Consider the following 26,913-nt stretch of genomic DNA (forward strand, 5'->3'; position numbering starts at 1 on the left):
ATTAACAAGGTGATAATCGGAGTAAAGATGGTATTATTGGCTTAATAAATTTTGTTATAACTTCCATCCATTTTTCCATCATTTCTTCAATATTCAAAAATATTCTCTGCAAATAATCTAAGCCATACCTGAATAAGGAGATAGACTTTCTACCATGTTTTTTAAGCTTTATAGGTTTGATAGAATTTTGCCATTGACCCACAACATAAGCAAAAGTAAATGCTATAGCAAGTAAACCAAGCAATTTACTAATTCTATCTAAATGTATTATATGGGTATTTTCAAAATTGAAGCCCCGCGTCTTAAGGCAAGCAAAAAGGCTTTCTATTTCCCATCTTTTTTTATATATATTTAGTGCTACATGCGGATTATCATTGGTAGCTATGATTACTAATACGCCTTCATCATTACGCAGTGCAGCCACAGATACTTTAGGTCCTTTATAATTCTTACCCAAATATCTTTTTCCTTTAAACAACATATATTCACCATTCTGTAACTTCTTAATTAAATGATTAGCAGTAACTAACTCATCTTCTGCTCTGCCAATGGTAAGATTGGCTTTGATTCTAATATAAAATGGTATCATTTTATCGGCTAAAAACTTTAGCCATAAATCACCAATAAACTCCCGATCCCAAGCAATGCTGACATTTTCTCTATGCCAAACACACTCATAAACCTTTCCATTAATTGCTGACGTTCAACGTTATTAGAAGTTCCTGCTTTTGGCAACATATCCCACATAATTGGTATAGCAATGCCTTTATGGCAAATAGATAATACTAAAATATTGATGTCAAGCTTGCCAAATTTCCAATTTGTCCGATCAAGCACTAGTAACCATTGATCAGCATCAATTCCAGCCAACTTCACCAATAACTTGGCTAAGGACGTATATGATAATTCACATTTGGCAAAAAATCTCTGTAATTTCTTATAGCGTGATTCTTGCTTATCTCCTTTTATCGTTAAGGCAAGCTGGGTAAGATTTACATCTCTCACTTGCAGTAATCCTAATATTATTTGTTCTATTAATTTTATGCTTGCAAAACTATTAAAAAAGTAGTCTCCTATTAATTGTGATAACGCTGTACTCATTCTCTTGCCTCTTAAGTCTTCAATAACCTAAGTAATAGAGCTTTGGCTACGCGTTATCTACTATTTTTTATTCTCTCCTTAATCTCTTTGTCCTGTACTGAGGGTTAAACCCAAGTCCTGACACTTCTTGTATCTCTAGTATCTTTATCGTTTTTTTTAGATTATCTTCTACCTCCTTAGCTTTTTTAATATTCTCCTTGGCTTCATTTTTTTCTGTATCATTCTTAAATTTCATCTCTTCTATATTTACATTTCCACCAAAATCAATAGCTTGTAATTTAAATTTAATTTTTTCTTTTACTGCTATATATCCTTCACCATCTTCTTTGTACTTTTCTATATTAGTTTTATTACAACCAATATATAATTGATATACATTTAATAATGTTATTTTAGAAAGTAAATGTTCTGTTAATAATGAAGCTTTACTTTTCTCTTCCGTATCTTGATCAGGGAAAAGAAGAATACAAGCTCTGAAAATATCAGTATACAAATCTCGAATTTTTTCTAATCCTTGTTTTGCTTTATTTAAATTTTCGGTAGATTTGTCTATAGTGGCTTTTCTGTCATTATCATCATCATCAAATTTTAGAAATCTAATAAGCGACTCTACCGCTTTCTTTAATATATTTTCAGCTGCTTTACCTAATTCAATTTCTACAAACGCTAATAAGTAATAAGCTCCTGCTGCAACAACATCATCATTGGCTAACAATATCGCTTTTTCAAGAGCTTTTTTAGCAAAATAAAAATCTCTATCCTTTAAACAATATCTACCGATATCTATTAAATAATAAGGGTTTCTTATTACTTCTAAAATTTCTTCTTTATCAGGATTAACTTTAAAAGATGACTTTATTCCCTGTTCAAACTCTTTAAATTTATTATCAATCTCTTGTTCTTCACGTTCCCCAATCTGTGTTTTATTATCTAGACCTTGCTCTTTTAACCAAAACCCCCAGCGTTCTTCTATTGCTTTTATAACAATATGAAACCAAAAAATATCAGCATTCTGTTTTTTTAAATCCTGACATAACTCAGAAAATCTGTTAAATAACTTATCTGCAATATCTATCGATTTCAGTTTAACTTCAATAATTTCTTCAACCCTTTGTTTTTCATATATATCTCTCATAGCTTCTATATATTTTATATAATTAGCTTCTGAAGAGCTTTCTTCCCCGTTAGTTTTTAAATATTCATCAACATATTTTTTTAATTCTTTAACGAATTTATTTTCTTTTATAATAAGTTGCCCACTACCAGGGTTACCCTGCCTTGCAGTTCTCCCTAATGCTTGTTCTTCTACTCTTTGATTAGCTGGAATGAATGTTACACATACATGCATACCACCATTACTCGCTAACTCATCTGATATTTTAAGGTCAGTACCACGTCCAGCCAAATTAGTTGCCACTAAAATATCGCCAACCTCTATTCTTTCTTCAGTAACATTTGACTGGTCATCTTTTAAGTAAAGCTTTAAATTTTTACTATCATGCCCTGTTTTTTTTATAGCTTCATATATTAATTTTGCTTCTTCTATGGTTTCACATATTAAAAGTACCGCTCTAGTTTCTATTATTTTTATAGTATTTTCTACTATACATTTTAACCACTCATCTTGCGAAAATTTTAATAAAGTTGGTTCTTTAGTAAAATTTTTCTTTTTATAAGTAGGAATCTTTAAAAAACTTAGCTGCTCATAAGATTGACTAAGTAAATCTTGTTCCTGCTCTCCACCTAATGTTCCAGTAAAACCAAATATCGATGGGTCATTTTTGTCTTTATCTACGGTATATCTTTTTATGTAACCCATATTGGAAATGTAACTTGTATTACAGCTTTCTGCTGTTAATCGTAAACCATGTTTTAATTGCAAAAATTGCTGTAAACCATCTGACCAAATCATACCCTTTTGTAAACTTCCTGTATTACTAGCATCAACAGGAACAATGATTGTATGACCATTGGCTTCTTCTATGGTATATTCCCTATCTTTTTTATAAAGAAAAGCAGCCTTAAAAGCATTATCTACCCATTTATTTACTTGTGTTTTTGCATAATCTTCTAGATGCTTAGGAATAAAGATATTAACATCTTTTTGTTCTACCACTAAGCTTTCTTGTTCATTTTTTATCTCTTTTTGCTGTTCTTTTATTTGTGGTAAAGTAATTTTACCTTCATCAATTGCTTTATTAACTTTTTCTGCTAAATCATCTTTAATTTTTTTAAAACTTTCTATTTCATTGAGATCCTTATTGACTAATGTTGTTAGAATTGTTAAAATACCTGACATGTCTTTTATTTTATGCCAAATATAAATAAGTAAAGGCTCTAAATATTCCATGCTAGGTAGAGGTTCTGATAATTTTGCTAAATGACCACCATTGTCTATTAGCATACTATCTGCTTCATCTATTATAACTGTATCAAATTGTCTCTCCTTACCTCTTTTGCCCCTTGTTTCCAAATCTTGGTGTTCATGTTTTAATAGATCAAACTAAAAATTACTAATACTACCGTACAATATATTGGTTTTATAGCATTCCTTTTCACCTCTTACATAATTTAAATCTACCCCATTATCTGAAACGGTAAGGTTAAACAGTTCATATAATTTAGCCTTTTCTTTAGCATCCCTTTCAGCTAAGATATGTGAGCTTGTTAAAATATCTACTTTCTTTCCTTGTAATGCTTTAATAATAGCAAGCACTGACACTATAGTAGATTTTCCTTCTCCTGTGCTAACTTGGTTTAATCTTCCGTTACTACCGTTAGGGCAATTAAAACATGATAATATCGATAATATCTGAGTATCTCTCAAATGATGACCATCTCCGGTTCTTTCAAAAGTATCTATATAATTGGCTCGATCTATAATCGCTATATAGTCCAGTAGTTTAGATTTATCATCTTCCCAATAGTTTTTCCCCTTAGTTAACCAGTTTTCTTTTTCCTTAGTCGCCCATTCTTTTATTTCTTCCTTAGTATAATTTTCGTATTTTGCTCTTAACTTTTTAATCTCATTTAAATTATTTTTTAATTGTTCGTTATCTATATCACCATTTTGTTTTATCTCTCTTAGTAACTCTTCTTGAGTTTTCTCTCCGTTGAGAGTAATATTTTGCACAAGTTTATCTTTGATACCTTTTTTAAGTAACTTAGCTAAGTCATTAGCTTTATTAGCAAGAATAGATTTTTCAATATATGCATGTGCTGTATCTATATACCCTGATTTAAAGTGTTGTTCTGCAATTTTATAAAGTATGACAGATTTAAGTTTTTTTGCTTCTTCATTACCTATATCTAATTTAATTGCGTTATCAAGTTTTAATAATTGGTTTTTACCATTTTCTAATTGAATATCTAAGATTTTTTCTAATGGTTTTAATTCATTATCTGCAATATTTAGTGTTCGTTTGACTTCATCAAGTAATTTTCTTGATTCTACTCTTTCTTCTTGAGTTTTCTCATTTAAAATTTTGTTATGTTCTTTTCTTAATTGATGAGCTAATCTTGAATTGCAAAATTCAATATTTCTAAAATTATCAATTAAATAATCATTACCCTTCTCTTTTACTGTCTTGGCTATTATTACCAAATTATGCAAAGTCATAGGTCCACAATTGTAGCTATCTTTCTGATCTATCCTTTGATCAAAGATCATACCAATGTCGTTAATACCAACTTTGCCAAATTCTTCTTTAATTTTTGCAAAAATATATTTATGGGAGTGACCTAATGGATCTTTAAATAATACTTTCAATACCCCATTTTTGTTTTTTAAAATACAGATAGCGATCCAATGATTATTATTAACATTACAAGAGATAAATATCGGCTTATCTTCCTTACGGATATGCTCTACAAAATCTTTATCTATCAATGTATATGTTAGCCTCTCTATATATTGATAAGATCCAGTATCACAATGTGGAGCTAAATTACTTTTTCCTATAATACGCATCTGATCATCTGTATACCAAGATCTATCTTGTACTACTGTATCAATAGCTTGAGGATCAACAATTGTCTTTATTTGGTTAATATTGAAATCTTTAAAAGATTGTTTAAAATTAGGTAAATTTCGCATTTCAGGAGGGACTTTATTATACAATTCATAAACTTTTCTAAGATTTTTTAAATCATCTAGGGTTAATTCTATTTCCTTGTTTTCCTTTAATTTACTACAAACACTTGAGTCTTTTGGTTTTTTTAAATTGCCTGTAATAACTCGAAATTCAGTCACTAGATTTGTAGTCGCTAGAGTTTGTGTAGTACTATCAGTGGTTTCTTCTGTATTACCAATAGTTTTTTTATATTCTTTTTCTACAAAGGAATTAATAACATTAACATCAACGTTGCTCTTCCCCTCATAAAGTTTTCTAAACTCTTGCAGATGCTCATTATCTTTAAATTCTTCATTAATTTTTTTTATTTCTTGCTCTAATTCCCTAGATTGAGATTTTATTAATTCAGGATTATTACGAGTCCTAAGATTTTTAAAGCTTTCCTGAATATCCTTTACCTTCTTATTTTCATGGAAACTTTGATAATATTTCCGAAAGTTTTGATCTTGAAAAGCGTCTTTTATAACTTTTATAACGTTAATTTTTTTTGGATATGGAGTGTTTTGATCTGTAGTATCTTGATTTATAGTTGATTGCTTCATAAATACACCACTGTAATTTCAATAATTGATACACGAAAGTCAAATTTAGTATTAGACATATTGCAACATTTGTTTCTGCTAGGGAATTTGTAGGATACTCGGAACGGAAAACCACAGCATACATAGACTTCGTTAAGGATTCGAGTTTTGACTCGAGGTACAAATTACCAACAGAAGTAGAATTATGCAAAAAGCCTATTAATCTGTGTGATTACCCCCTAGCTCAACTTCAAGAGCAAAGCATATAGCAGTTTCATTGTACTCCAACATTTGTGTTTTATCATTAATCTGTTCATCCAATCTTTTAGTTTCCTCTGATACATCCTTTAGTTCTTGTATATAGCTACTAAACTTTGGTATAGCCAAGATTTCTTCATTTTTCTTTTCAAAATTCAATTTAGCTTGTGCCAGCAAAAGGTCTTTTATTCGAAATATATCTGCCTTTATTGCTTTTTTTAATTGTAGTATATCTTCTTGAAATTGATAATTATTACCTATAATCCTAGCAAATTTAATACTCGTGTTTAAGGCAGCATTTACCTTAGATTTATCTAATGATTGCAAAGCAGTTGTTGCTTTTTGGTAGACTTTCTTTATGTCTTCATAATTCAACCATTGACTATCTTGATTGTCTTTTATTCCCTGAATTACTGGATGAGTACCATCTGCAATTAATTTTTTTAACTTATTATATTGTTGCTTATTATCTTCTAGAGCTTTGATTTCTTCATTGGCTTGTTTTATCACATCCATTTTATCGGTTATTTCTCTATCAATTTTTTCTAGCTCTTTATTAAATTCTTCATTAACGGTTATATAATCTTCTTGCAATTGACTCATCTTGTTATTTATTTTTTCTTTTGCTTGACTATCTCTCTGCTCTGCTTTCTTTTGAAATTCTGTATTAATTCTTTCTATTTCAGTATTAAACTTATAGCTTGCTTTTTCTAGGTTCTCCGTTTCTCGACTATAAACGTCCTCTCTATTTTTTTCTGCTTCTTGAACAGCTGTATTACTTTTATTATATTTATCTATTAATTGATTTACATCATTATCTACTGCTGCTATTTTACGATCAATTTCATCTCTATCCTTTTTTGCTTTGTCAAAATTTGTTTCGATTTCTTCTTTTGTTCCTTGTAATTCTGAGTTCAACACCCCTATATTATTTTTATTCTCTTGATTAAGCTGATTTTTTGCTAACCAAGCTATCTCATAATTCTGCTCTGCTTGTTCTATTGATTCTAGTAAATTTTTTTGTTCTCCTAATTTCTTTGCTAATTCTTGAGATAAATCCTGTCTTTGTTTTACAACATCACTGAATCGTTTATTGACTTCTTCGTTTGATTTTAGTACGGCTTCGTGTACTTGGTCAAATTGCTTTCTTGCTTGTTCAGATAAATCTTTCCTCTCTTGTTTAGCCGCATCAAATCGTTTATTAGCTTCTTCCCTTGATTTTAATACTTCTGCTTGTACTTCTTGTAATTCCTTATCCAGCTGTGCAGATAGATTTTGTGTCCCCTGTATAGTCTTATCAAATTGTTCATTGGCTATTTCCCTTGATTTTAGTACTTCTTGTTCTATTTCCTTAGATTTTTTTTGCCTATCAAGCATTACTGCTTCGAACCCTTGTTTCTGCTCTTTCCTTAATTCCAATACTTTATCTGTTTGCTTTTTACAAAGCGCTTGTATTTCATTACTTGATCTATTAAGTTTTTCATCGATTTTCTTTCTTGACTCTGAGACTTTTTCTCCGACCTTTTTAACAGAATTTTGCAATTCTTGTTGATTCCTTGATCTTGCATCATTTGCCTTTTTAAATTCTTCTTCTACTTTTTCTTGTGTTGTTAAAATCGTTTTCTCTAACTCTTTAGCTTGTTCCATAAGTTCATAATGATTGTCAAACATTTTACTTGAAACTGCACTAAACTTGTCTTCTGCTATTTTTGTGATATTTGAAACATCAACATTAACCTCCTTTATCTCATCTAATGTTCGGTCACAAATCTTAGTTCTATTATCTTGTGCTTGCTTAAAATTTTCCCTATTTTCTTCCTGAAAGTTATTTAACATCTCCCGCGTTAGGTTATTTCCTGTCATCATTTCAGCAAACTTATCTCTTCTATCATCCTTTGCCTTGCCAAACTCATTCATAATTCGTGTCTGAGAACTTTTCATAGTTTCAACAATATCGTTATTTTTCTTAATTATTTCTTGATGATGTCTCTGAGCATTATTTGCCATTGTACTAAGTCTAGATCGCAGTGTAGTATCCAGTTCATTACTCCGTTTCATCATTTCCCTGTGATAATCGTCTATTACTTTCTTCATACTATCCTCCTATATTTTGTGATAAAAATCTGCTTATCCCGTATGTTACGGTATTAATATTCATGATAAATGTCCCTAAATTTTCCTAATAAACGTCAATTCGGGATAAGGATTAGTAAAAATGCTTTAGCTATAACTAATACAAGATTTTGGATATGTATAAATTGCATTTCTGTGAATTCATACATTAATTGCTCTTCGTAGTGTATATATGTCTGCTATTTTTACTAATCCTTATCCCGAATTAACGTATTATGGAAGTCACCTAATCTAATTTTGCGGTTTATACCATCAACTGTTTTCCGCAAATAAAAAACCTTACTTCCGCCATAGGATACAATTAAAATTAAACCATCTTCCTTGGTATCAACCTCAGTACAGGACAAAGAGATTAAGGAGAGAATAAAAAATAGTAGATAACGCGTAGCCAAAGCTCTATTACTTAGGTTATTGAAGACTTAAGAGGCAAGAGAATGAGTACAGCGTTATCACAATTAATAGGAGACTACTTTTTTAATAGTTTTGCAAGCATAAAATTAATAGAACAAATAATATTAGGATTACTGCAAGTGAGAGATGTAAATCTTACCCAGCTTGCCTTAACGATAAAAGGAGATAAGCAAGAATCACGCTATAAGAAATTACAGAGATTTTTTGCCAAATGTGAATTATCATATACGTCCTTAGCCAAGTTACTGGTTAGGTTGGCTGGAATTGATGCTGAACAATGGTTACTAGTGCTTGATCGGACAAATTGGAAATTTGGCAAGCTTGACATCAATATTTTAGTATTATCTATTTGCCATAAAGGCATTGCTATACCAATTATGTGGGATATGTTGCCAAAAGCAGGAACTTCTAATAACATTGAACGTCAGCAATTAATGGAAAGGTTTGTTACTGTATTTGGCATAGAGAAGATGTCAGCATTGCTTGGGGATCGGGAGTTTATTGGTGATTTATGGCTAAAGTTTTTAGCCGATAAAATGATACCATTTTATATTAGAATCAAAGCCAATCTTACCATTGGTAGAGCAGAAGATGAGTTAGTTACTGCTAATCATTTAATTAAGAAGTTACAGAATGGTGAATATATGTTGTTTAAAGGAAAAAGATATTTGGGTAAGAATTATAAAGGATCTAAAGTATCTGTAGCGGCATTGCGTAATGATCAAGGAGAATTAGTAATCATAGCTACCAATGATAACCCTAATATAGCACTAAATATATATAAAAAAAGATGGGAAATAGAAAACCTTTTTGCTTGCCTTAAGACTCGAGGCTTCAATTTTGAAAATACCCATATAATACATTTAGATAGAATTAGTAAATTGCTTGGTTTACTTGCTATAGCATTTACTTTTGCTTATGTTGTGGGTCAATGGCAAAATTCTATCAAACCTATAAAGCTTAAAAAACATGGCAGAAAGTCTATCTCCTTATTCAGGTATGGCTTAGATTACTTGCAGAGAATATTTTTGAATATTGAAGAAATGATGGGAAAATGGATGGAAGTTATAACAAAATTTATTAAGCCAATGATACCATCTTTACTCCGATTATCACCTTGTTAATCTCTTTGTCCTGTACTAAGGGTATCAACATAAATATCTCGTTTGGTTTTAGGGTAAGCAATTTTATCTATAGCTTCTTTAGTAAGATTAAATGAATAGGTTGCCATATTATCCTCTTATTTAAGTTATTGCATAATTAATATAACCTAACCCACTCTATCGTTTCAAAAGTTGGCTAGATAGTTAATTTCAGATTGACTTAATAGATGATTAAATAGCGTCAATAAAAACAAAGCAAGTCTTAATTTATCTTCTTGTTTACAAGTATTAACCTGTTTTATTTATAATTATGGATTTATTTTATTTATAAATATTAATTTTCAATTTTAAGTATTGACTCATTTGTTCTAATTATTAATTTTTTTGTTTATATTAATAACAATTTCAATGAAAATATGGAGGAAAAAGTAGCATTTCTCATGCTAATTATATGCTATGTTTTAAGAAAAATGACCTTAATTCTTATGACAGATTGACAAATATATTAAATTTAGATACTTTTAAATCTTGAATTTTGAGTAAATGAAGAAATCTTATAAGTGTTAGGGTTTTAATGACTAAAAAGGAGGTATTAAATGTTAGATATAATAAGAAAGTGGTCGGAGCAGAGAGATTTGAACTCCCGACCCTCTGGTCCCAAACCAGATGCGCTACCAGGCTGCGCCATGCTCCGAAAAATAAATGATGAAGATTAACAATAAGTGTTAGTGGATTCATATTGCCTAATTATATAAACTATAATATAAGTCAAATCAATTTTTTTGTTTAAAAATTTCATCATATTTATTAAATGTCTTCATTACATGCATCAATATTAACCATATTTCCAGAAATGTTTCCTGGATTTTTGCAATATTCCCTTGCAGGGCAAGCCTTAGAAAAGGGTATTTGGTCTTATAATATGGTTAATATAAAAGATTTTGGATTAACTAGGCATAAAAATGTTGATGATGAGCCTTATGGTGGTGGTAGCGGGCTGATCATGCGTCCAGATGTGGTTGGTAGTTGTATAGATCATGTTTTGTCTTCAACCCCTAATGCCAAAATATATTATCCCTCACCAAGAGGAAAGCTATTTAACCAAAATATTGCTCATGAAATTATACAAGAAAAGCAAATAATAATTTTATGTGGTCGCTTTGAAGGGGTTGACGAACGTATAATTGAAGAGTATAATGTAACGGAAATTAGTATAGGGGATTATATTTTATCTGGTGGGGAGGTGGCAGCTCTTGCTATTCTTGATTGCTTGATTAGATTACTTCCGAATGTATTACTGAATCAAGACACATTACAATCAGAATCTTTTGAGGAAAATGGAGAGTTTGCTGGATTGCTTGAATGTCCTCTGTATACGAGACCGGCAAAGTGGAAAGGTAGAGAAGTTCCGAGTATTTTGTTGTCTGGTAATCATCAGTTAATTAGAGATTGGAAAAGCAAGCAATCTTTAGAGATTACTAAAAAACGTAGACCGGATTTATTAAATATTTATAGGAGTTTAAGGTAATGAATATTATTGAAGAGTTTGAGCAACAGCAAATTCTGAAACTAACGGAAAATAAAAAGATTCCTGACTTTAAAGCAGGGGATACTGTAAAAGTTACTGTAAAGATAATTGACCGAACAGTTGAGAAAGATGGCAAGGAAAAATTACTAGAAAGATTTCAAATGTATGAAGGCGTAGTAATTGCTAGAAGGAATAGTGGTGTTGCATCTTCTTTTGTAGTTCGTAAGGTTAGTCATGGTGAAGGTGTGGAAAGACGATTTATGATTTTCTCACCAATTGTACATTCGATTGAAGTTGTTAAATATGGTGTAGTACGTCGTGCTAAACTATATTACTTAAGAAATCTAAGTGGTAAAGCAGCTAGAATTAAAGAAAAACTTCAAGTAAATCCTAATAAAGTAATTAAGAAAAAGGTGGTTGCTTAAAAGGGGAAGGGGGCTAAGGATGTAGAAGCTCTTTAGCCGCCTTCAAGCTCGCATCGGTGATAGATTTGCCTGAGATCATGCGAGCAAGTTCAGCTTGCCTCTCTTGAAGATTTAGATTTTTTACAGTAATTTTAGTGCTTTCATTCAATTGCAGCTTGTTAACGATAATATGCTGATCTGCCTTACCTGCCACTTGCGGTTGGTGGGTAATTGCGATAACTTGGGCAATAGAGCTAAGCTTTTTTAGTTTTTCTCCTACTTTATCGGCTACGATACCACCAATTCCTGTATCTATTTCATCAAAAATAATAGTTTCCTTAAGTAGTTTATCAAAAAGACAAGTTTTTAGTGCTAACATAAATCTTGATAATTCACCACCAGAAGCAATTTTATCAATAGGAGCAAGTTGCATACCAGGGTTAGTTGAGGCAACGAAACGCACATTATCGATACCATTATCTGATACCTTACATAACATTATTTGAGAAGTATCCCTGTATTCTAAAAAATGCTTATTGTCAGTTTGGTTTGCAATATTATCCTTAGATACTATTTCTACTTTAAAAATTGCCTTTTCCATTTTAAGTTGTTCAAGCTCTTTTTGCACAGCTAACTCTAGCTTCTTGGCTACTTTAGAACGCTGATGCGATAAAGCTTCAGCTAGTTCAAAATATTTTTATGGTCAGCTAGCTTATTAATATCTAGGATTTTAACGTTATTAATTTTATCTTTCAGGGCATTTAATTGTTGGTTAGAATTGTCAACAAATTCAGGTATTTTATCGCAAGAAATATTATATTTTCGTGCTATGTCACGGATTTTAAACAGCCTTTCTTCCACTTCATCTAAGTTAAATTCATTTGTATCGAAGTTATTAATAATGTTTTGTAATTTTATACGTGCTTCTTCTAGACTATTATAACAATCATCTAAATTTAATGAAATAGAGGCAAATTCTTCATTTCCCTGTAAGTTACGGGCTATTAAACGTTGAACATTAGTAATGGACTTATTAATTTCAGGAGTTTCAAGATGTGATAATATATCTTGAGTTGCTTGTATTTCTTTATCACGATTTTGTAAACTGCGTCTTATAATGGTAAGTTTTTCTTCTTCTCCTACTTGATAGTCAAGAATTTTTAATTCCTTGGTTACAAAATTTAAATAATCTATCTCTCGTTCTATAGTATCTTTATCTTTTGTGACTTTATTGATTTCTTTAGTAGTTGTTTGTAGAATATTGAAATGCTTGGATAATTCGTCTCTTAAACCTAGAAGGTTTCCATAATCGTCTAGAATATTAATATGGGAGGAGGGGGTAAGAAGGGTAGTAGGGCTATTTTGTCCATGAAGTTCAAATAAATAATCTGCTACTTGTTGCAAGGTATTTACTGTCACCGCTTGATCATTTATAAGAAATTTTTTGCGGTTACCAGATTTTTGGATACGTTTTATCAGTAATTCTTGGTCACACTCAATATTAAATTGTTCCAAAAGCTTTTTTAAATCATTATTGAGAGTAAATGTTGTAGCAACTGTACAATAATCGCATCCATGTTTTATTACATTATCAGAGAATTTGTTACCTAAAGAGAACAAAATTGCATCTAGCAAAATAGACTTACCAGCTCCAGTTTCGCCGGTAATCACACATAGTCCTTTTTCAAACTCTATGTCCAATTCGTCTATCAAAATAAAATTTTTCACCGAAAGACTTTGTAACATTATACCTCTTGCATAACTCTACTTCTGCTGGTGATTTGGGCATCTAGGCTAGACTCAACGCCGTAACTTACCACCCCAATTCGGGATAAGAATTGACAAATTCTTATCCCGAATTCGCGTTTACCGTACTGCTTGCGTTCCGTAGTGAAGGACCTACTGCAAATTCCCTAACATAAGCGAATTATGCAAGAGGTCTATTATATTTTATTCTTTTAAAGAGTTGTCAATAAGTAGGTAACAATGTTTATACCAATGACTGTCTAGATAGTTGTGACCAAGTACTGCAGCATATTTCTTTGCTTCAACGTTAAGTCCCAGCATTAAATAACTTTCCACTAAACGATAAAGTGCTTCTGGTATATGTGATGTAGTTTGGTAATTATCCACAATAAGCTGGAATCTATTGATAGCAGCTATCGGGTTATTTCTACTGAGATAATAACGACCTACGTCCATTTCCTTACCGGCTAAATGATCATTTACTAAATCAATTTTTAAAGATGCATCAATTGAATATTTTGTTTTAGGGAACAGTTTTATAACATCTTCAAAACTTTCTTTAGCTAAAAAAGTCCTTGATTGATCAAGCTGTACATTTGAGATTTGCATATAATACGATAATGCCTTTAGGTAATACGCATATGCAATATCTTCATGCATTGGATGAAGCTTAATAAAAGTATCAAGTACATCTACCGCTTCCTCATACTGACATGCTAAAAATAAAGAATAGGCTTGCATTAACTCAGCTTGAGGAGTCATTTTATTACCAGGATCTTGATAAAAAATTCTAGAAAATTCTTCGGCAGCTTTCAAATATTTTTGTTTTTCTAGCAAAACAAGACCATCATTGTATAATTCAGGAGCTGGAACAATTAAATCTTCATCTATCTTCTTAGTTTTACAGCTAGATAAAGCTAAGCAGGTAGTGATTATATAAAATAATAATTTTGCTAATTTCATATAGAGATTACAATAGAGATTACAAGTTTTTTAAACTTAATTTATACACGAAACATCAAGAATTATACAAGATTATTTTGAAAATTATTATTTAAGCAGTATATTCGAATTCTTTAAATATACTCAAATGATCTTTTAGATCTCTTGCAGAAGTAGAATTCTGCAAGAAGTCTAATAAATTTAATCCTATAAATTAGGAAGGTTAATTCCATAACCATTTTTACACCAATTTTGCACTTCTTTAAATTTTTTTGAAAAATCTTCATCTAATTGAGATAATTTTTTATATTTGTTGTTATCAAGAATTAAAGGATCAATACCTCTGAATTTTGGTTTTATATTTATTTGCCCTTTACCATATTTAGCTAGTCTAAAAGATTTTGCATCTTTTTTGCATTTATTTAATAAATTTTTTATAATTTTATCATTACTATTTTCTATTTTTTGCATTACATTTTGATCTACGCTAAAATGTAACTCATCTTTAGAAACTAGTTTTATTTCTATAGCACGCTTTAAAATTTTATGAAAATAATCATAAACTACAGCATTAAATGGTGTTCCCCATAATTCTTTAATTAAATATAGAGGAATCATTGCAAATTTCTTGGCAATATCTTTATTACTAAAAAACCAGATTCCATTGCTAAATTTCAGATCATCTACTATTTCCTTTGCTTCTAATTTAGATATTTTGTTAAGTATTACTGCTGTATGAATATTGTATTGTATTCTATCAGCACAAAGCTCAGGTAATGGTCTTTCAAGAGCCGTATATTTTGGATCATCTGGATCAAGATCTTTGATTGCAATATTGTATCTACTTATAATTTCATCTATTTTCATAGAACGTAAAAACCATAAATGAATAGTATCTTGATAAGATTTTTCTTGCTCCTGATTATAAAATAAATGATCTCCTAAATGAGAAAAAACAGTGTGGGAAGTATCATGCAATAGACCAGCTATCTGTTCAATTTTGGATACTTGTGCTTTTTGAAGTAATACAAATACCCCTATACTATGATCATATCTACTAAAATATGGAAGTAGCCCTATATAAGGTGCGGGTCCAGATTGATCAATTAATTTTAATCTTTGCATTGCTTTGCTATCAATTATTTCCTCTATAAGTGGATCGTCAACTACTACAGTATCCTGCCATATAGTATATAATTCTTTCTTAGCATAAGCAGAAAAACAAAAGAAAATATAGAAAAAAAATAAAAAGTAAGCTTTTTGCTTCATAAAAATACCTAGATTATTAAATAATGAATGATAAAGGCTTTATTCTATATCATGAAACTGTTGCAACAGTCCTATAAGATATATAGAGCCTAAATAAGGTACTTATGCTAGAGAATTTGTAGAAGAGGCAAGAAAAGCAAGAAACCGTAAGCTGTATGCAAGTCTGCATTACGGATTTGAGCCTAGGAGCGACGTAAAATTTACCAGCAAAAGTAGAATTGTGAAAAAATTCTATTATTGAGATGGCGTTTTATTTGGTCCCTTTGGAAAGTTGTTAATAAACGGTTGACAATATTTATACCAGTTACTGTTTGGGTAGTTGTGACCAAGTACTGCAGCATATTTCTTTGCTTCAACGTTAAGTCCCAGCATTAAATAACTTTCCACTAAACGATAAAGTGCTTCTGGTATATGTGATGTAGTTTGGTAATTATTCACAATAAGCTGGAATCTATTAATAGCAGCTATCGGGTTATTTCTACTGAGATAATAACGACCTACGTCCATTTCCTTACCGGCTAAATGATCATTTACTAAATCAATTTTTAAAGATGCATCAATTGAATATTTTGTTTTAGGGAACAGTTTTATAACATCTTCAAAACTTTCTTTAGCTAAAAAAGTCCTTGATTGATCAAGCTGTACGTTTGAGATTTGCATATAATACGATAATGCCTTTAGGTAATACGCATATGCAATATCTTCATGCATTGGATGAAGCTTAATAAAAGTATCAAGTACATCTACCGCTTCCTCATACTGACATGCTAAAAATAAAGAATAGGCTTGCATTAACTCAGCTTGAGGAGTCATTTTATTACCAGGATCTTGATAAAAAATTCTAGAAAATTCTTCGGCAGCTTTCAAATATTTTTGTTTTTCCAGCAAAACAAGACCATCATTGTATAATTCAGGAGCTGGAATAATTAAATCTTCATCTATCTTCTTAGTTTTACAGCTAGATAAAGCTAAGCAGGTAGTGATTGTACAAAATAATAATTTTGCTAATTTCATATAGAGCTTACAAAATTTTTAAAACTTAATTTATACACGAAACATTAAGGATTATACAAGATTATTTTGAAAATTATTGTTTTTGGCCTTGTAAGTATCATTTCCAATTTTTCAAATCATTTGAGTATACTCTAGAATAGAAAATCAAGAATTGCGTCGTCATTATCCAAAATTCTAGCGGTACTCACAAATGTACGCCTAGTCCCTCCCGCTACTATCATGATTTTAGGGGTCTAAAAAAATAGCCAAGAAAACTATTTAGACTTTTCTAGCCCCTTGCTTTCGTAGGGGTTGTAAGATAAAACTATGATATAATTATGGTTATGATATACTAAGAAAGTAAGTGGCACTCGTTAGGGGTGACAAATAGTCAAGTTTTAGATGACTGCCGACTTAAACCGAACAGTAGTGTATTGAAGCCGGAATGACAACGAGAGTGCTTAATAAAAAAGTAAGTATTTTATACTAAAATTGAGGAAATTATGATATATTGCAAACAATCTAACCAAACATCTTATCCTTTTGTCTTGCCGGAATTGCCTTATGGTAAAAGTGATTTTGTTCCGCATTTTTCCCCTGAAACTTTTGACTACCACCATGGGAAACACCACCAAACATATGTAACTAACCTGAATAATTTCCTACAAGATAATCAGGAGTTGCAGAAAAAAAGTTTAGAAGAATTAATAATTTCTACAAGCATAAAACCAACTGAAGCAGCCATATTTAATAATGCAGTACAAATATGGAATCATACTTTCTTTTGGCATTCTATTAAGCCTTCAGGTGGAGGAAAGCCTACTGGTAAGATATTGGAACAGATAAATAAAGATTTTGGCAGTTATGAGAATTTTGCTACTGAATTTAAGCAAGCAGCAGTAAGTCAATTTGGTAGCGGCTGGGCATGGTTAGTCTCTAATAATGGAAAATTACAAATAGTAAAAACTAGTAATGGTGAAACTCCTATTACTAAATCTATGAAACCTCTGCTTGCCTGTGATGTTTGGGAGCATGCATACTATATAGATTATCGCAATAAGCGTCCGGACTATGTCTCAGTTTATATAGAACATATGATTAATTGGCAATTTGCTGAAAGTCATCTTTGAGACTATGTGGGGTGAAGGATCGAGTAAAAACCCCTTCGATGTCACCCCTGCGAAGGCAGGGGTCTAAAAAAAGCCTGAAAGACTATTAAACATTATTAGATCCCAGCTTTCGCTGGGATGACATCGTTTTGACATTAGTACTACAACTGTAGTATTAGCGTAGTTAATAATGGGAAATGGTATACTCTTCTGCTTTGAAGAATTGTTTTTTGAAAATATCATGGATTCGCATGCGTAACTATACTATATGTACGCTACGCCTGCTCACCATTCATTTTCAAATCCAATTCTTTAAATCATTTGAGTATATCACATCGACTCTTATATGGATTTGTTCTGCAAATTATTCGACTATATAGCTTCGATTAATCCTTTAAATAAATTTAAATCTAAATCATTAGGGTTTAAATATTCAGGATGCCATTCTACTCCTATAACAAATTTGTGATTTATTGACTCGATTGCTTCAATTATACCGTCCGGTGCTGTTGCTACAACTCGGAGTCCCTTGCCTATTTCTCCTACTGCTTGATGGTGGCTCGAGTTAACCATACAAGTTTGCTTATTTCCCGATAATTTTGCGAGAATAGTGTTTGGTTCTATCGTTATAGAATGCGATAATGTATTTTTGGGGGCAGGTTGCTCGTGGTTAATAGCCGTAGCTACTCCTGCTTGTGACTTTATGTAATCAGGTATATGCTGGATAAGGTTGCCACCGCATACTACATTTAACATCTGCATGCCACGACATATTCCAAGGAAGGGCATGTTCTTTTCTAGAGCTTTTTGGGTAAGTAGTAACTCAAAATTATCACGTTGGTCGTTGGTAGCTGTTCTATCAGAAGTGAATTCTTGGCCATAAAATTTAGGGTGAATATCCTTATCACCGCCTGGAATAATTAGCCCATCGATAATTGACAGCATTACTTCAATTGTATCATATTGATAGGGTAGCATTAAGGGGATTCCCCCAACTTTTATCACACTATCTGCATAATTTTGTCTAACTGCATACCAAGGAAAAGTAGCATAGGCATATTTTTCAGAATTATTAGCCAAATCTAGTGTTATTCCTATTACTGGTTTTTTTTGTATCATACTAACCTTATCTTTTTACCATCCGAGTACCACAAATCATGTCATGTAGAAACTTTTTCTCATCAGTACATATCATGCAGAAAACACTTATAATCCCTAATATTACAGTACTACTTATTAGTGCTAATATAATAAATCTAATAAACGCTTTTAAAAAGCTTATTCGAGTACCATCCTCGTTTATGATCTTCATGCCCAATATATAACCGCCAAGAGTTGCTTGCATTGAAGATGACTGAAATATTGGATCATATAGTATTGTTAATGATAGTATTATTAATGTCGAAATGAAAGAATCGGATAGTGTATCGGCTAGTGTAGGATTACTTACTAGTATCATAATTATACAAATTAGAAGAAAAATAATTAAGAAAATTCGATCCAAAACTACAACAATAGATCTCCGCCAAAAGCCACAATAGATATATCCATTCATAAAATTAGTTTCCTTTATGTGATGTTTCAAAAGTATGAAATGGTGGTGGAGAGGAGATTGTCCATTCGAGAGTATCCGCCCCATCTCCCCAAGGATTATTTGGACATTTTCTCCCGTATTTCAGAGTATAAATAACAATGAATACAAAATAAAGAGCCGCAACAAATGAAATACTAGCTCCGATAGATGAAACCATATTCCAGCCGGCAAAAGCATCTGGATAGTCCGGTATTCTTCTTGGCATACCAGCTAATCCTAGAAAATGCTGAGGGAAAAATGTCAAATTAACGCCAATAAAGGTAACCCAAAAATGAATTTTGCCCATCATCTCAGGATATTGCCGCCCTGACATTTTACCAAACCAATAATAGAACCCAGCAAATGCAGTAAATAACGCTCCAAGTGACATAGTGTAATGGAAATGTGCTACAACATAATATGTATCGTGTAAAATTCTGTCGATTGCTGAATTTGATAATATTATACCGGTAACTCCGCCAATAGTAAATAGCAAGATAAACCCTATGGAAAATAACATAGGGGTTTCAAAAGTAATTGATCCTCCCCACATTGTGGCAATCCAGCTAAAGATTTTGATACCAGTAGGTACAGCGATAATCATAGTGCCAGCAGTAAAATATATTAATGCATTGTACGAAAGACCAACAGTAAACATATGGTGAGCCCAAACTATAAAACCAACAAACCCGATAATTACCATAGCTACCACCATACCAAAATAACCGAATATTGGCTTACGGGAAAAAGTAGAAATAACCTGACTGACTATACCAAATCCCGGCAATACTACAATATATACTTCTGGATGACCAAAAAACCAAAATAAATGCTGAAATAATACTGGATCTCCGCCACCATCAGGCTTGAAAAAAGTAGTACCAAAATTTCGATCAGTCAGTAACATGGTTATTGCACCCCCTAACACAGGAATTGCCAGTATCAACAAGAAGGCAGTAACCAAAATTGACCAAACAAATAAGGGCATTTCAAATAACCCCATACCATCAGTTCTCATATTAAAGATAGTGACAATCATATTAATTGAACCAAGAATGGAGGAAAGCCCTGTAAGATGTAAGCTTAAAATAGCCATATCCACAGCAGCCCCAGGATGCCCTACTAGACTACTTAGAGGAGGATAAAATGTCCAACCAGTACCAGCTCCTCCATCAACCAAACCTGACAGCATTAATAATATAAAAGCAGGGACAAGTAGCCAAAAACTTATATTATTTAGCCTTGGAAAAGCCATATCCGGGGCACCTATTAAAATTGGTATGAAGTAATTACCAAATCCGCCAAATAAAGCTGGCATAATCATGAAAAACACCATAATTATAGCATGAGCGGTAATTAATACGTTGTATAGCTGATAATTACCACCTAGTAGATTTCCACCGGGTACTGCTAGCTCTAACCTAAAAATAACAGAAAATAATCCACCAACAAGCCCAGCAAATATGGCGAATATAATATACATTATGCCAATATCTTTGTGATTAGTGGAAAAAATCCATCTTTGTAAACCCGTAGGAGTTTCGTGATGATCAGATATTAATTCAGTAGAGGCTTGATCTTTTAGTGTCATAATGGTTACTATTTACATTCTTTAAGTTGATCAATATCTGCACCTACTATGACTTCGATATTTCTAGTAATTTTATTATAATCCCAGTCCCACCATTTTATTTGTACTAACTCATTGATTGTATCATCGGAGAATCTTTTTCTAATAATTTTACTAGGATTACCTGCAACGATAGAGTAGGGGGGTACATCCTTGGTAACCACTGCATATGCTCCGATCATTGCTCCGTCTCCTATTGTTACTCCTGGCATAATGACTGCATTAGCACCAAACCACACATCATTACCAACTACAGTATTTCTTCTTTTATCAAGAGTTGGCGTATAATTGTTCCAATTCTCGAAAATAAAAAATGGATAAGTAGAAAAGCCATCCATTGAGTGATTCACATCATCCATGATGAAAGTGGTTCTCATGGCGATAGAACAAAACTTACCGATAATTAATTTACACTCATGGCATCCTATGATATTATTACGCTCAAAATATTCTGGGTGCTGGTTATCATGATAGTAAGTATAATCACCTACCATTATGTTAGGATTGTGAATAAAATGCTTTAAAAATATAATCTCTTTAACCTGCTTTGGGTAAGTATGTGGATAATGCTTGTTAAAATGTACCATAGTAACTCTTTTATTTAATTGATTTGAAGGCTAATTTTTTGTTAGCCTTTATATTCATAGAGAATTTTGATTTTGCCATAATCAACCAGTTTTGAAATTCTTCCTTACTTACTACTTCAATGGCAATCGGCATAAAACCGTGATTAACACCGCAAAGTTCTGAACATTGACCATAATACACGCCTTTTTTGCTAATTTTAGTCCAGGTTTCATTGATTCTTCCAGGAACAGCATCCATCTTTATGCCCAGTGCTGGTACTGCAAAACTATGTATGACGTCTCCCGCCGTAATTAGAAATTTCACAGTAGTATTTTCTGGTATGATAATACGGTTATCGACATCTAATAAGCGTTTTTGACCAAGTTTTAATTTTTCATCGGTAATTAAATAACTATCAAATTCGATATTATCGTGATCAGGATATATATAATGCCAATACCACTGATAGCCCACGACTTTAACAGTCATATCTATTTCAGGAATCTTTTCTGCAAAACGTAAAATACGAAATGATGGTATGGCAATAATAACTAAAATTATTATAGGGATTATCGTCCAAATAACTTCAATTAAGATATTATGAGAAAATTTTGCTGGAATAGGGTTGGCTTTGGCATTAAATCTAATGCAAACATAGACTAGTAGAATGGTAATAAAGACAACTATTCCTCCTGATATTAACAGTAAGAAATTGTGAAACCCGTGAAGCTCTTCCATAAGAGGGCTTGCTGGAGTTTGCAACAACATTTGCCACGCCTGAGGTTCTGAGGCTAAGCAATCGTGAGCAAATAACAGATATAAAATTATAAATTTTTTCATATTTGGTATTAGTGGGTTTGTTCTATGTGCTATACTTAGCTAATATAAAAGGATATGCAGTTTTATTAAAGTAAAAAATGACTCTAATGTTGGAAAAGCTTGAAGAATTTATTCTTGACTTTAAATTGCCTTCTGATACGATCCGGCTTTGATAGCTTTAGGTTTTATGGGAGCATTATGGCCGGTCATTCGAAATTTAAAAACATTCAACACCGAAAAGGTGCACAAGATAAGAAAAGGGCGAAAGTTTTTACTAAGCTAATTAGAGAAATTATCACTGCTGCTAAAATGGGAACTGATGTAAGCAATAATCCACGCCTGCGGAGTAGCATAGCTGCAGCACGCAGTCAGAATTTGCCAAAGGATCGAATAGATAAGGCAATAAGTGCAGCAAGTGATTCGAATAATAACGAAAATTATACAGAGATTAGATATGAAGGCTTTGCTCCGGGCGGTATTGCAATAATAGTAGAGGCTTTAACTGATAATAAAAATCGCACAGCTGCTGAAATTAGGTCGGCTTTTACTAAATTTGGTGGTAATTTAGGTGAGACTGGAAGTAGCAGTTACATGTTTGATCATCTTGGAGTAATACAATATCCAGTAGAATTAATATCGGCAGAGTCTATATTGGAAAGTAGCCTAGAGGTTGGGGCAAAAGATGTGATTTCTGAAGAAGATGCGTATTTAATCTATACAGATATTGAGAATTTTGTACAAACTCTTGAATTTTTGACTAATAAATATGGGACTCCTGAGGAATCCTACATCGGTTGGATTCCTCAGAATATCATGATTATAGAAGATAAAGATAAGGCAGAGAAGCTATTAAAATTAGTGGATCTTTTAGAAGAAAGCGATGACGTACAAAAAGTTTTTGGTAATTATGAATTATCTGATGCAATTTATGAAACTATGAAGGACGTTTAATATGGACTGCCAAATTATTGTTCTAGCTGCTGGTAATGGTAGAAGAATGGAATCTTCGTTACCAAAAGTAATGCACGAAGTTGGTGGTAGACCTATGCTTGATAGGGTGCTAACAAATGCCAAGAAAGTGACTAACGATGTTATCTTAGTTCACTCATTACAATTAGAAGAATATATTCCTTCTTATAAAGAGGGGTGTAAATTTGCATTGCAGCTAGAACGATTGGGTACTGCTCATGCGGTATATACTGCTTTAGACTTAGTTGATGACAATAAAATTGTAGCAGTGCTTTACGGAGATAATCCTTTAATCACCGCAAATATTATTAATGATTTACTAGACCACCTAGTTTCTACAAATTCAGCCATTACAACGTTATGCTTTAGACGTGATAACCCCGGGCAATATGGACGAATAGTTACTGATAAACTAGGAAATTTTTTAAAAATTGTAGAATTTAAAGAAGCAACGAATGAAGAACAAGCTATAACAATTTGTAATTCTGGTATTATGGCTTTTGAAGCTGGTATATTAAAAAAATATCTACCTACTATTTTTTTAGGTAAGGTTGATAGATCAAAAGAGTTGTATTTGACCGCCCTTGTAAAAATAGCTAAGGATAGCGGAGAAAAAGTATCATATTTGCTATCTTCAGACCATGACATAGTGCTTGGAGTAAATACTAAACAGGAGCTAGAAGAAGCTAATAAAACTATTGCTAAGTTAACCATGACCTGAATTTGATGTAAGATATTTTAATAGCAATGTTATATCGAACTCAGATTAATCCTAAGAGTGTTAAAAATGACTAAAATTGAAAGTGAAATATTATCTTACCCAGAAGTAAAAAGTTTGAATGGTCAATGTAAAAAGCTTGTTGTATTGTTACATGGGCTTGGTTCAGATGGGCATGACTTAATAAGTTTAGTTCCCTTTATATCTAAGGAATTGCTAGATTGTCATTTTATTTCGCCGCATGGAGTTGAAAAATTTGATAATGCACCGTATGGTAGACAATGGTTTAGTATAAATGATCGTACCCCTCATGTAATAGGGGAATTAGTTGCTAAAAATAGTGGTTTAGTTACAAAGATAATTCAAAAAAAACAAGCAGAACTAAATTTAACTAATAAAGATACTATCATAATTGGTTTTTCACAAGGCACTATGATGGGATTATATTTAAATTTGGTACAAAAAGAGCCTTTTGCTTGTATGGTAGGCTTTTCTGGTAAATTAATTGCCCCACTAGAATGTATCAATAAAACTACGCCAGTTTGCGTAATACATGGCGAATTAGACGATGTGGTTGATGTAAGTAGCATGGACGAGATAATAGAATATTTACAGAAATATAATATTGCTCATAGTAACTACAAGATACCAAATCTTATGCATTCTATTGATGATAGGGGTCTACAATTTGCCGTCAAGTTTATAAATACTAAAGCATAGTAAATTGTAAGCAGTGTCAGCCCCCCTATTGTAAAGAACTATAATCGTCAAAATCAATAGTGTAGTATATATGATTAGCTTATTATTGAATTTTTTATATATATTAAGAGTGATAAGCAAGCAGCAAATACTGACTTATCCTGGTACAATAAGATTACCATCTAGGTTGAAAATTCTTGGCTGGATGATAACCATAGTAGTTTATCCAATTGGTCTATTTAAAACACCAAAAGATGATTTTGGTATAAGGTTAACCGATTGTTTTAAAAAATTAGGTCCTGTTTATATAAAATTTGGTCAAACTCTTTCCACAAGACCGGATCTTATAGGAGTTAAGATTGCCAATTATTTGCAGACTCTTCAAGATAAGTTGCCACCTTTTAGTAGTAGTATAGCACGACAGATTATTGATGAGTCTTTTGGTCAAAGTACCGATGAGTTATTCTCCGTCTTTGAGGATATACCAATTGCAGCAGCTTCGATTTCTCAAGTACACAGAGCTAAGTTGAAGACCGGTGAATTCGTTGCAGTAAAAATATTACGCCCGAGAATTCATTATACATATAATAAGGATATTAAACTTTTATATATTCTTGCTAAACTAGTAGCAAGAATATTTATAAAATTTAAAAGATTGCGACCAGTAGCGGTAATAGATGTATTTAATACTACTATGAAATTTGAGCTTGACCTACGTTTAGAAGCAGCGGCAGCTTCAGAACTCTCTGATAATCTGCAAAATGATGTTGATATATATATTCCTAAAGTTTATTGGCAACTGACTCATGAATATATAATAACCACAGAATGGGTAGAGGGAATATCAATTTATGCTCGAGATAAGCTTATAGAGCAGGGCTTAGATCTAACTAAAATAGCCCAAAGATTTGCTACAATATTTTTTAACCAAGTATATAGAGATGGTTTCTTTCATGCAGATTTACACCCCGGCAATATTTTAGTTAAGTCGGATGGTAGCATAGTGTTACTAGATTTTGGTATTATGGGTAGGTTATCTGATAAAGATAGAATGGCAATTGCTGAAAGCCTATTTGGTTTTTTAAGTAGAAACTATAAGTTAGTAGCACTTGTCCATCTTAGGGCTGGTTATATTCCTCAGAATACCGATCTTGATCTTTTTGCTCAGGCGTGCAGAGCAGTGAGTGAACCGATTATGGGATATGCCGTCAAAAATATTTCTATAGGTAGGTTACTTGCACAATTATTTAAAATCACCGAAGATTTTGGCATGGAGGTACAACCACAATTGCTATTATTACAGAAAACTATAGTAGTAGTTGAAGGGGTAGGGCAGCAGCTTGATCCAGAAATTAACGTATGGCAACTTATAGAACCATGGATTAAGAAATGGGCGGCTAAGAATCTTAGCCCAGAGGCAAAAATTCTTAGAATTTTAAAGCATGTTGTAGTGGAAATATTGGAGAGATTTAATAAATGAAAATAGTAACTTGGAATATTAATTCGGTACGTTTGCGACTTAGTTTGCTTAAAAAGCTAATTGATGAACATCAGCCTGATATTATATCACTGCAGGAGATTAAAACAATTAATGAATTATTCCCTCACCAAGCTATTAATGATATGGGTTACCAGCATATATATTGTTCAGGGGAGAAGTCTTATAATGGAGTAGCAATTTTATCAAAATTTCCTTTTACCAATAAATTCATTCTTGAATTGTATAATAGCAATAAAAGGCATGTAGCAGTAGAAGTTTTAGGTATTGAGATACATAATTTTTATGTACCGGCTGGTGGTGATATAGCTGATGTGAATGTTAATGAAAAATTTAAACATAAATTGGCATACGTCAAATTAATGCAAGAATGGTTAACCAATAATCGGAGTAAAGATAGTAAGATGATCATAACAGGAGACCTAAATATTGCCCCTCATGAACATGATGTATGGTCTAGCCGTCAATTACGTAATGTTGTCAGCCATACAGACATAGAGCGTTCAACTCTGTTGGAATTACAGGCTTCCTTAGGTTTTATCGATAGTAGCCGCCATTTCGTACCGTATAATGAAAAATGTTATACTTGGTGGAGTTATAGAAATGTAGACTGGCAAAAATCTAATCGGGGACGTAGATTAGATCATATTTGGACTAGTTCTAACTTACAAGATAAGATGCTATCTGTCAGTTCCTTATCAGAAGCTAGGAATTGGCTTATGCCCTCTGATCATGTACCTTATTTTTTAACATTGGGGAATGTTGGGTAAAAGGTAAAACTGTTATGTT

General features: G+C 32.2%; 22 protein-coding genes, 1 tRNA gene and 1 pseudogene. 9 read left to right on the plus strand and 15 right to left on the minus strand.

Going from position 1 to position 26,913, the window contains the following annotated elements; translation table 11 throughout:
- Position 1: 1 nt before the first annotated feature.
- From ACN1AG_RS04965 to ACN1AG_RS04985, 5 genes are all read right to left on the minus strand, one after another.
- Positions 2-694: a transposase gene (locus ACN1AG_RS04965; protein WP_417905595.1), complete on the minus strand. Its 693-nt coding sequence runs from the start codon at positions 692-694 to the stop codon at positions 2-4.
- Complete coding sequence (locus tag ACN1AG_RS04970) at positions 607-1,101, minus strand: hypothetical protein (protein ID WP_417904552.1); 495 nt, start codon at positions 1,099-1,101, stop codon at positions 607-609. The genes ACN1AG_RS04965 and ACN1AG_RS04970 overlap by 88 nt, the downstream gene beginning before the upstream one ends.
- A 67-nt stretch (positions 1,102-1,168) precedes the next feature.
- Positions 1,169-3,574, minus strand: coding sequence for a hypothetical protein (locus ACN1AG_RS04975; protein WP_417904553.1), 2,406 nt, complete (start codon positions 3,572-3,574; stop codon positions 1,169-1,171).
- 30 nt (positions 3,575-3,604) lie between these two features.
- Positions 3,605-5,776 carry a Ulp1 family isopeptidase gene (locus ACN1AG_RS04980; RefSeq protein WP_417904554.1) on the minus strand — a complete coding sequence of 724 codons (2,172 nt, stop codon included), beginning with the start codon at positions 5,774-5,776 and terminating at the stop codon, positions 3,605-3,607.
- A 198-nt stretch (positions 5,777-5,974) separates the two neighbouring features.
- A complete protein-coding gene (locus ACN1AG_RS04985; protein WP_417904555.1) occupies positions 5,975-8,107 on the minus strand; it encodes a hypothetical protein in 2,133 nt (710 codons plus the stop codon).
- Between the two features lie 473 nt (positions 8,108-8,580).
- Between ACN1AG_RS04985 and ACN1AG_RS04990 the strand changes: the two genes are divergently transcribed.
- Complete coding sequence (locus ACN1AG_RS04990; protein WP_417904556.1) at positions 8,581-9,681, plus strand: IS4 family transposase; 1,101 nt, start codon at positions 8,581-8,583, stop codon at positions 9,679-9,681.
- Positions 9,682-10,277: 596 nt separating this feature from the next.
- Here ACN1AG_RS04990 and ACN1AG_RS04995 read toward each other — a convergent pair.
- A tRNA-Pro gene (locus tag ACN1AG_RS04995) sits at positions 10,278-10,354 on the minus strand.
- A 117-nt stretch (positions 10,355-10,471) separates the two neighbouring features.
- On the opposite strand from ACN1AG_RS04995, the gene trmD reads away from it, so the two are divergent.
- Positions 10,472-11,188 (plus strand): tRNA (guanosine(37)-N1)-methyltransferase TrmD, encoded by a 717-nt coding sequence (gene trmD / locus ACN1AG_RS05000; RefSeq protein ID WP_417904557.1) that lies wholly within the window; start codon positions 10,472-10,474, stop codon positions 11,186-11,188.
- On the plus strand, positions 11,188-11,613 hold the full coding sequence (gene rplS, locus ACN1AG_RS05005) for a 50S ribosomal protein L19 (protein WP_341747533.1): 426 nt from the start codon (positions 11,188-11,190) through the stop codon (positions 11,611-11,613). The genes trmD and rplS overlap by 1 nt, the downstream gene beginning before the upstream one ends.
- Positions 11,614-11,626: 13 nt before the next feature.
- Here the strand turns inward: rplS and recN are convergent.
- The 4 genes and pseudogenes from recN to ACN1AG_RS05025 form a co-directional block, all read right to left on the minus strand.
- A pseudogene (gene recN / locus ACN1AG_RS05010) lies at positions 11,627-13,338 on the minus strand (DNA repair protein RecN).
- Between the two features lie 204 nt (positions 13,339-13,542).
- Positions 13,543-14,301, minus strand: a complete 759-nt coding sequence (locus tag ACN1AG_RS05015) for an outer membrane protein assembly factor BamD (protein WP_417904558.1) — start codon at positions 14,299-14,301, stop codon at positions 13,543-13,545.
- 186 nt (positions 14,302-14,487) lie between these two features.
- Positions 14,488-15,549 (minus strand): hypothetical protein, encoded by a 1,062-nt coding sequence (locus tag ACN1AG_RS05020; RefSeq protein ID WP_417904559.1) that lies wholly within the window; start codon positions 15,547-15,549, stop codon positions 14,488-14,490.
- A 234-nt stretch (positions 15,550-15,783) separates the two neighbouring features.
- Positions 15,784-16,563: an outer membrane protein assembly factor BamD gene (locus ACN1AG_RS05025; RefSeq protein ID WP_417904560.1), complete on the minus strand. Its 780-nt coding sequence runs from the start codon at positions 16,561-16,563 to the stop codon at positions 15,784-15,786.
- Between the two features lie 482 nt (positions 16,564-17,045).
- On the opposite strand from ACN1AG_RS05025, the gene ACN1AG_RS05030 reads away from it, so the two are divergent.
- Entirely contained in the window at positions 17,046-17,672 is a 627-nt protein-coding gene (locus ACN1AG_RS05030; protein WP_417904561.1) for a superoxide dismutase, read from the plus strand.
- Between the two features lie 351 nt (positions 17,673-18,023).
- Here ACN1AG_RS05030 and ACN1AG_RS05035 read toward each other — a convergent pair whose 3' ends face one another.
- The 5 genes from ACN1AG_RS05035 to coxB are packed head-to-tail and all read right to left on the minus strand — an operon-like array spanning position 18,024 to position 22,261.
- Entirely contained in the window at positions 18,024-18,767 is a 744-nt protein-coding gene (locus ACN1AG_RS05035) for a gamma-glutamyl-gamma-aminobutyrate hydrolase family protein (protein WP_417905596.1), read from the minus strand.
- Positions 18,768-18,777: 10 nt separating this feature from the next.
- Positions 18,778-19,206: an RDD family protein gene (locus ACN1AG_RS05040; RefSeq protein WP_417904562.1), complete on the minus strand. Its 429-nt coding sequence runs from the start codon at positions 19,204-19,206 to the stop codon at positions 18,778-18,780.
- A 4-nt stretch (positions 19,207-19,210) separates the two neighbouring features.
- The gene (gene ctaD, locus ACN1AG_RS05045; protein WP_417904563.1) at positions 19,211-20,815 is read right to left on the minus strand and encodes a cytochrome c oxidase subunit I; all 1,605 of its coding nucleotides are present in this window, start codon (positions 20,813-20,815) and stop codon (positions 19,211-19,213) included.
- Positions 20,816-20,823: 8 nt separating this feature from the next.
- Positions 20,824-21,441 (minus strand): CatB-related O-acetyltransferase, encoded by a 618-nt coding sequence (locus ACN1AG_RS05050; protein WP_417904564.1) that lies wholly within the window; start codon positions 21,439-21,441, stop codon positions 20,824-20,826.
- A gap of 10 nt (positions 21,442-21,451) precedes the next feature.
- On the minus strand, positions 21,452-22,261 hold the full coding sequence (coxB, locus tag ACN1AG_RS05055) for a cytochrome c oxidase subunit II (protein ID WP_417904565.1): 810 nt from the start codon (positions 22,259-22,261) through the stop codon (positions 21,452-21,454).
- A gap of 177 nt (positions 22,262-22,438) precedes the next feature.
- On the opposite strand from coxB, the gene ACN1AG_RS05060 reads away from it, so the two are divergent.
- The 5 genes from ACN1AG_RS05060 to xth all read left to right on the plus strand — a co-directional run bounded on the left by ACN1AG_RS05060 (position 22,439) and on the right by xth (position 26,894).
- On the plus strand, positions 22,439-23,191 hold the full coding sequence (locus ACN1AG_RS05060; RefSeq protein ID WP_417904566.1) for a YebC/PmpR family DNA-binding transcriptional regulator: 753 nt from the start codon (positions 22,439-22,441) through the stop codon (positions 23,189-23,191).
- A gap of 1 nt (position 23,192) precedes the next feature.
- The gene (locus ACN1AG_RS05065) at positions 23,193-23,930 is read left to right on the plus strand and encodes a sugar phosphate nucleotidyltransferase (protein ID WP_417904567.1); all 738 of its coding nucleotides are present in this window, start codon (positions 23,193-23,195) and stop codon (positions 23,928-23,930) included.
- Positions 23,931-23,996: 66 nt separating this feature from the next.
- The gene (locus tag ACN1AG_RS05070; protein ID WP_367363954.1) at positions 23,997-24,647 is read left to right on the plus strand and encodes a dienelactone hydrolase family protein; all 651 of its coding nucleotides are present in this window, start codon (positions 23,997-23,999) and stop codon (positions 24,645-24,647) included.
- Between the two features lie 70 nt (positions 24,648-24,717).
- Positions 24,718-26,106 (plus strand): 2-polyprenylphenol 6-hydroxylase, encoded by a 1,389-nt coding sequence (ubiB, locus tag ACN1AG_RS05075; protein ID WP_417904568.1) that lies wholly within the window; start codon positions 24,718-24,720, stop codon positions 26,104-26,106.
- On the plus strand, positions 26,103-26,894 hold the full coding sequence (gene xth, locus ACN1AG_RS05080) for an exodeoxyribonuclease III (RefSeq protein WP_417904569.1): 792 nt from the start codon (positions 26,103-26,105) through the stop codon (positions 26,892-26,894). The genes ubiB and xth overlap by 4 nt, the downstream gene beginning before the upstream one ends.
- Positions 26,895-26,913 lie beyond the last annotated feature (19 nt).

This window comes from Candidatus Tisiphia endosymbiont of Micropterix aruncella, assembly GCF_965178575.1.
Classification (GTDB): Bacteria; Pseudomonadota; Alphaproteobacteria; order Rickettsiales; family Rickettsiaceae; genus Tisiphia.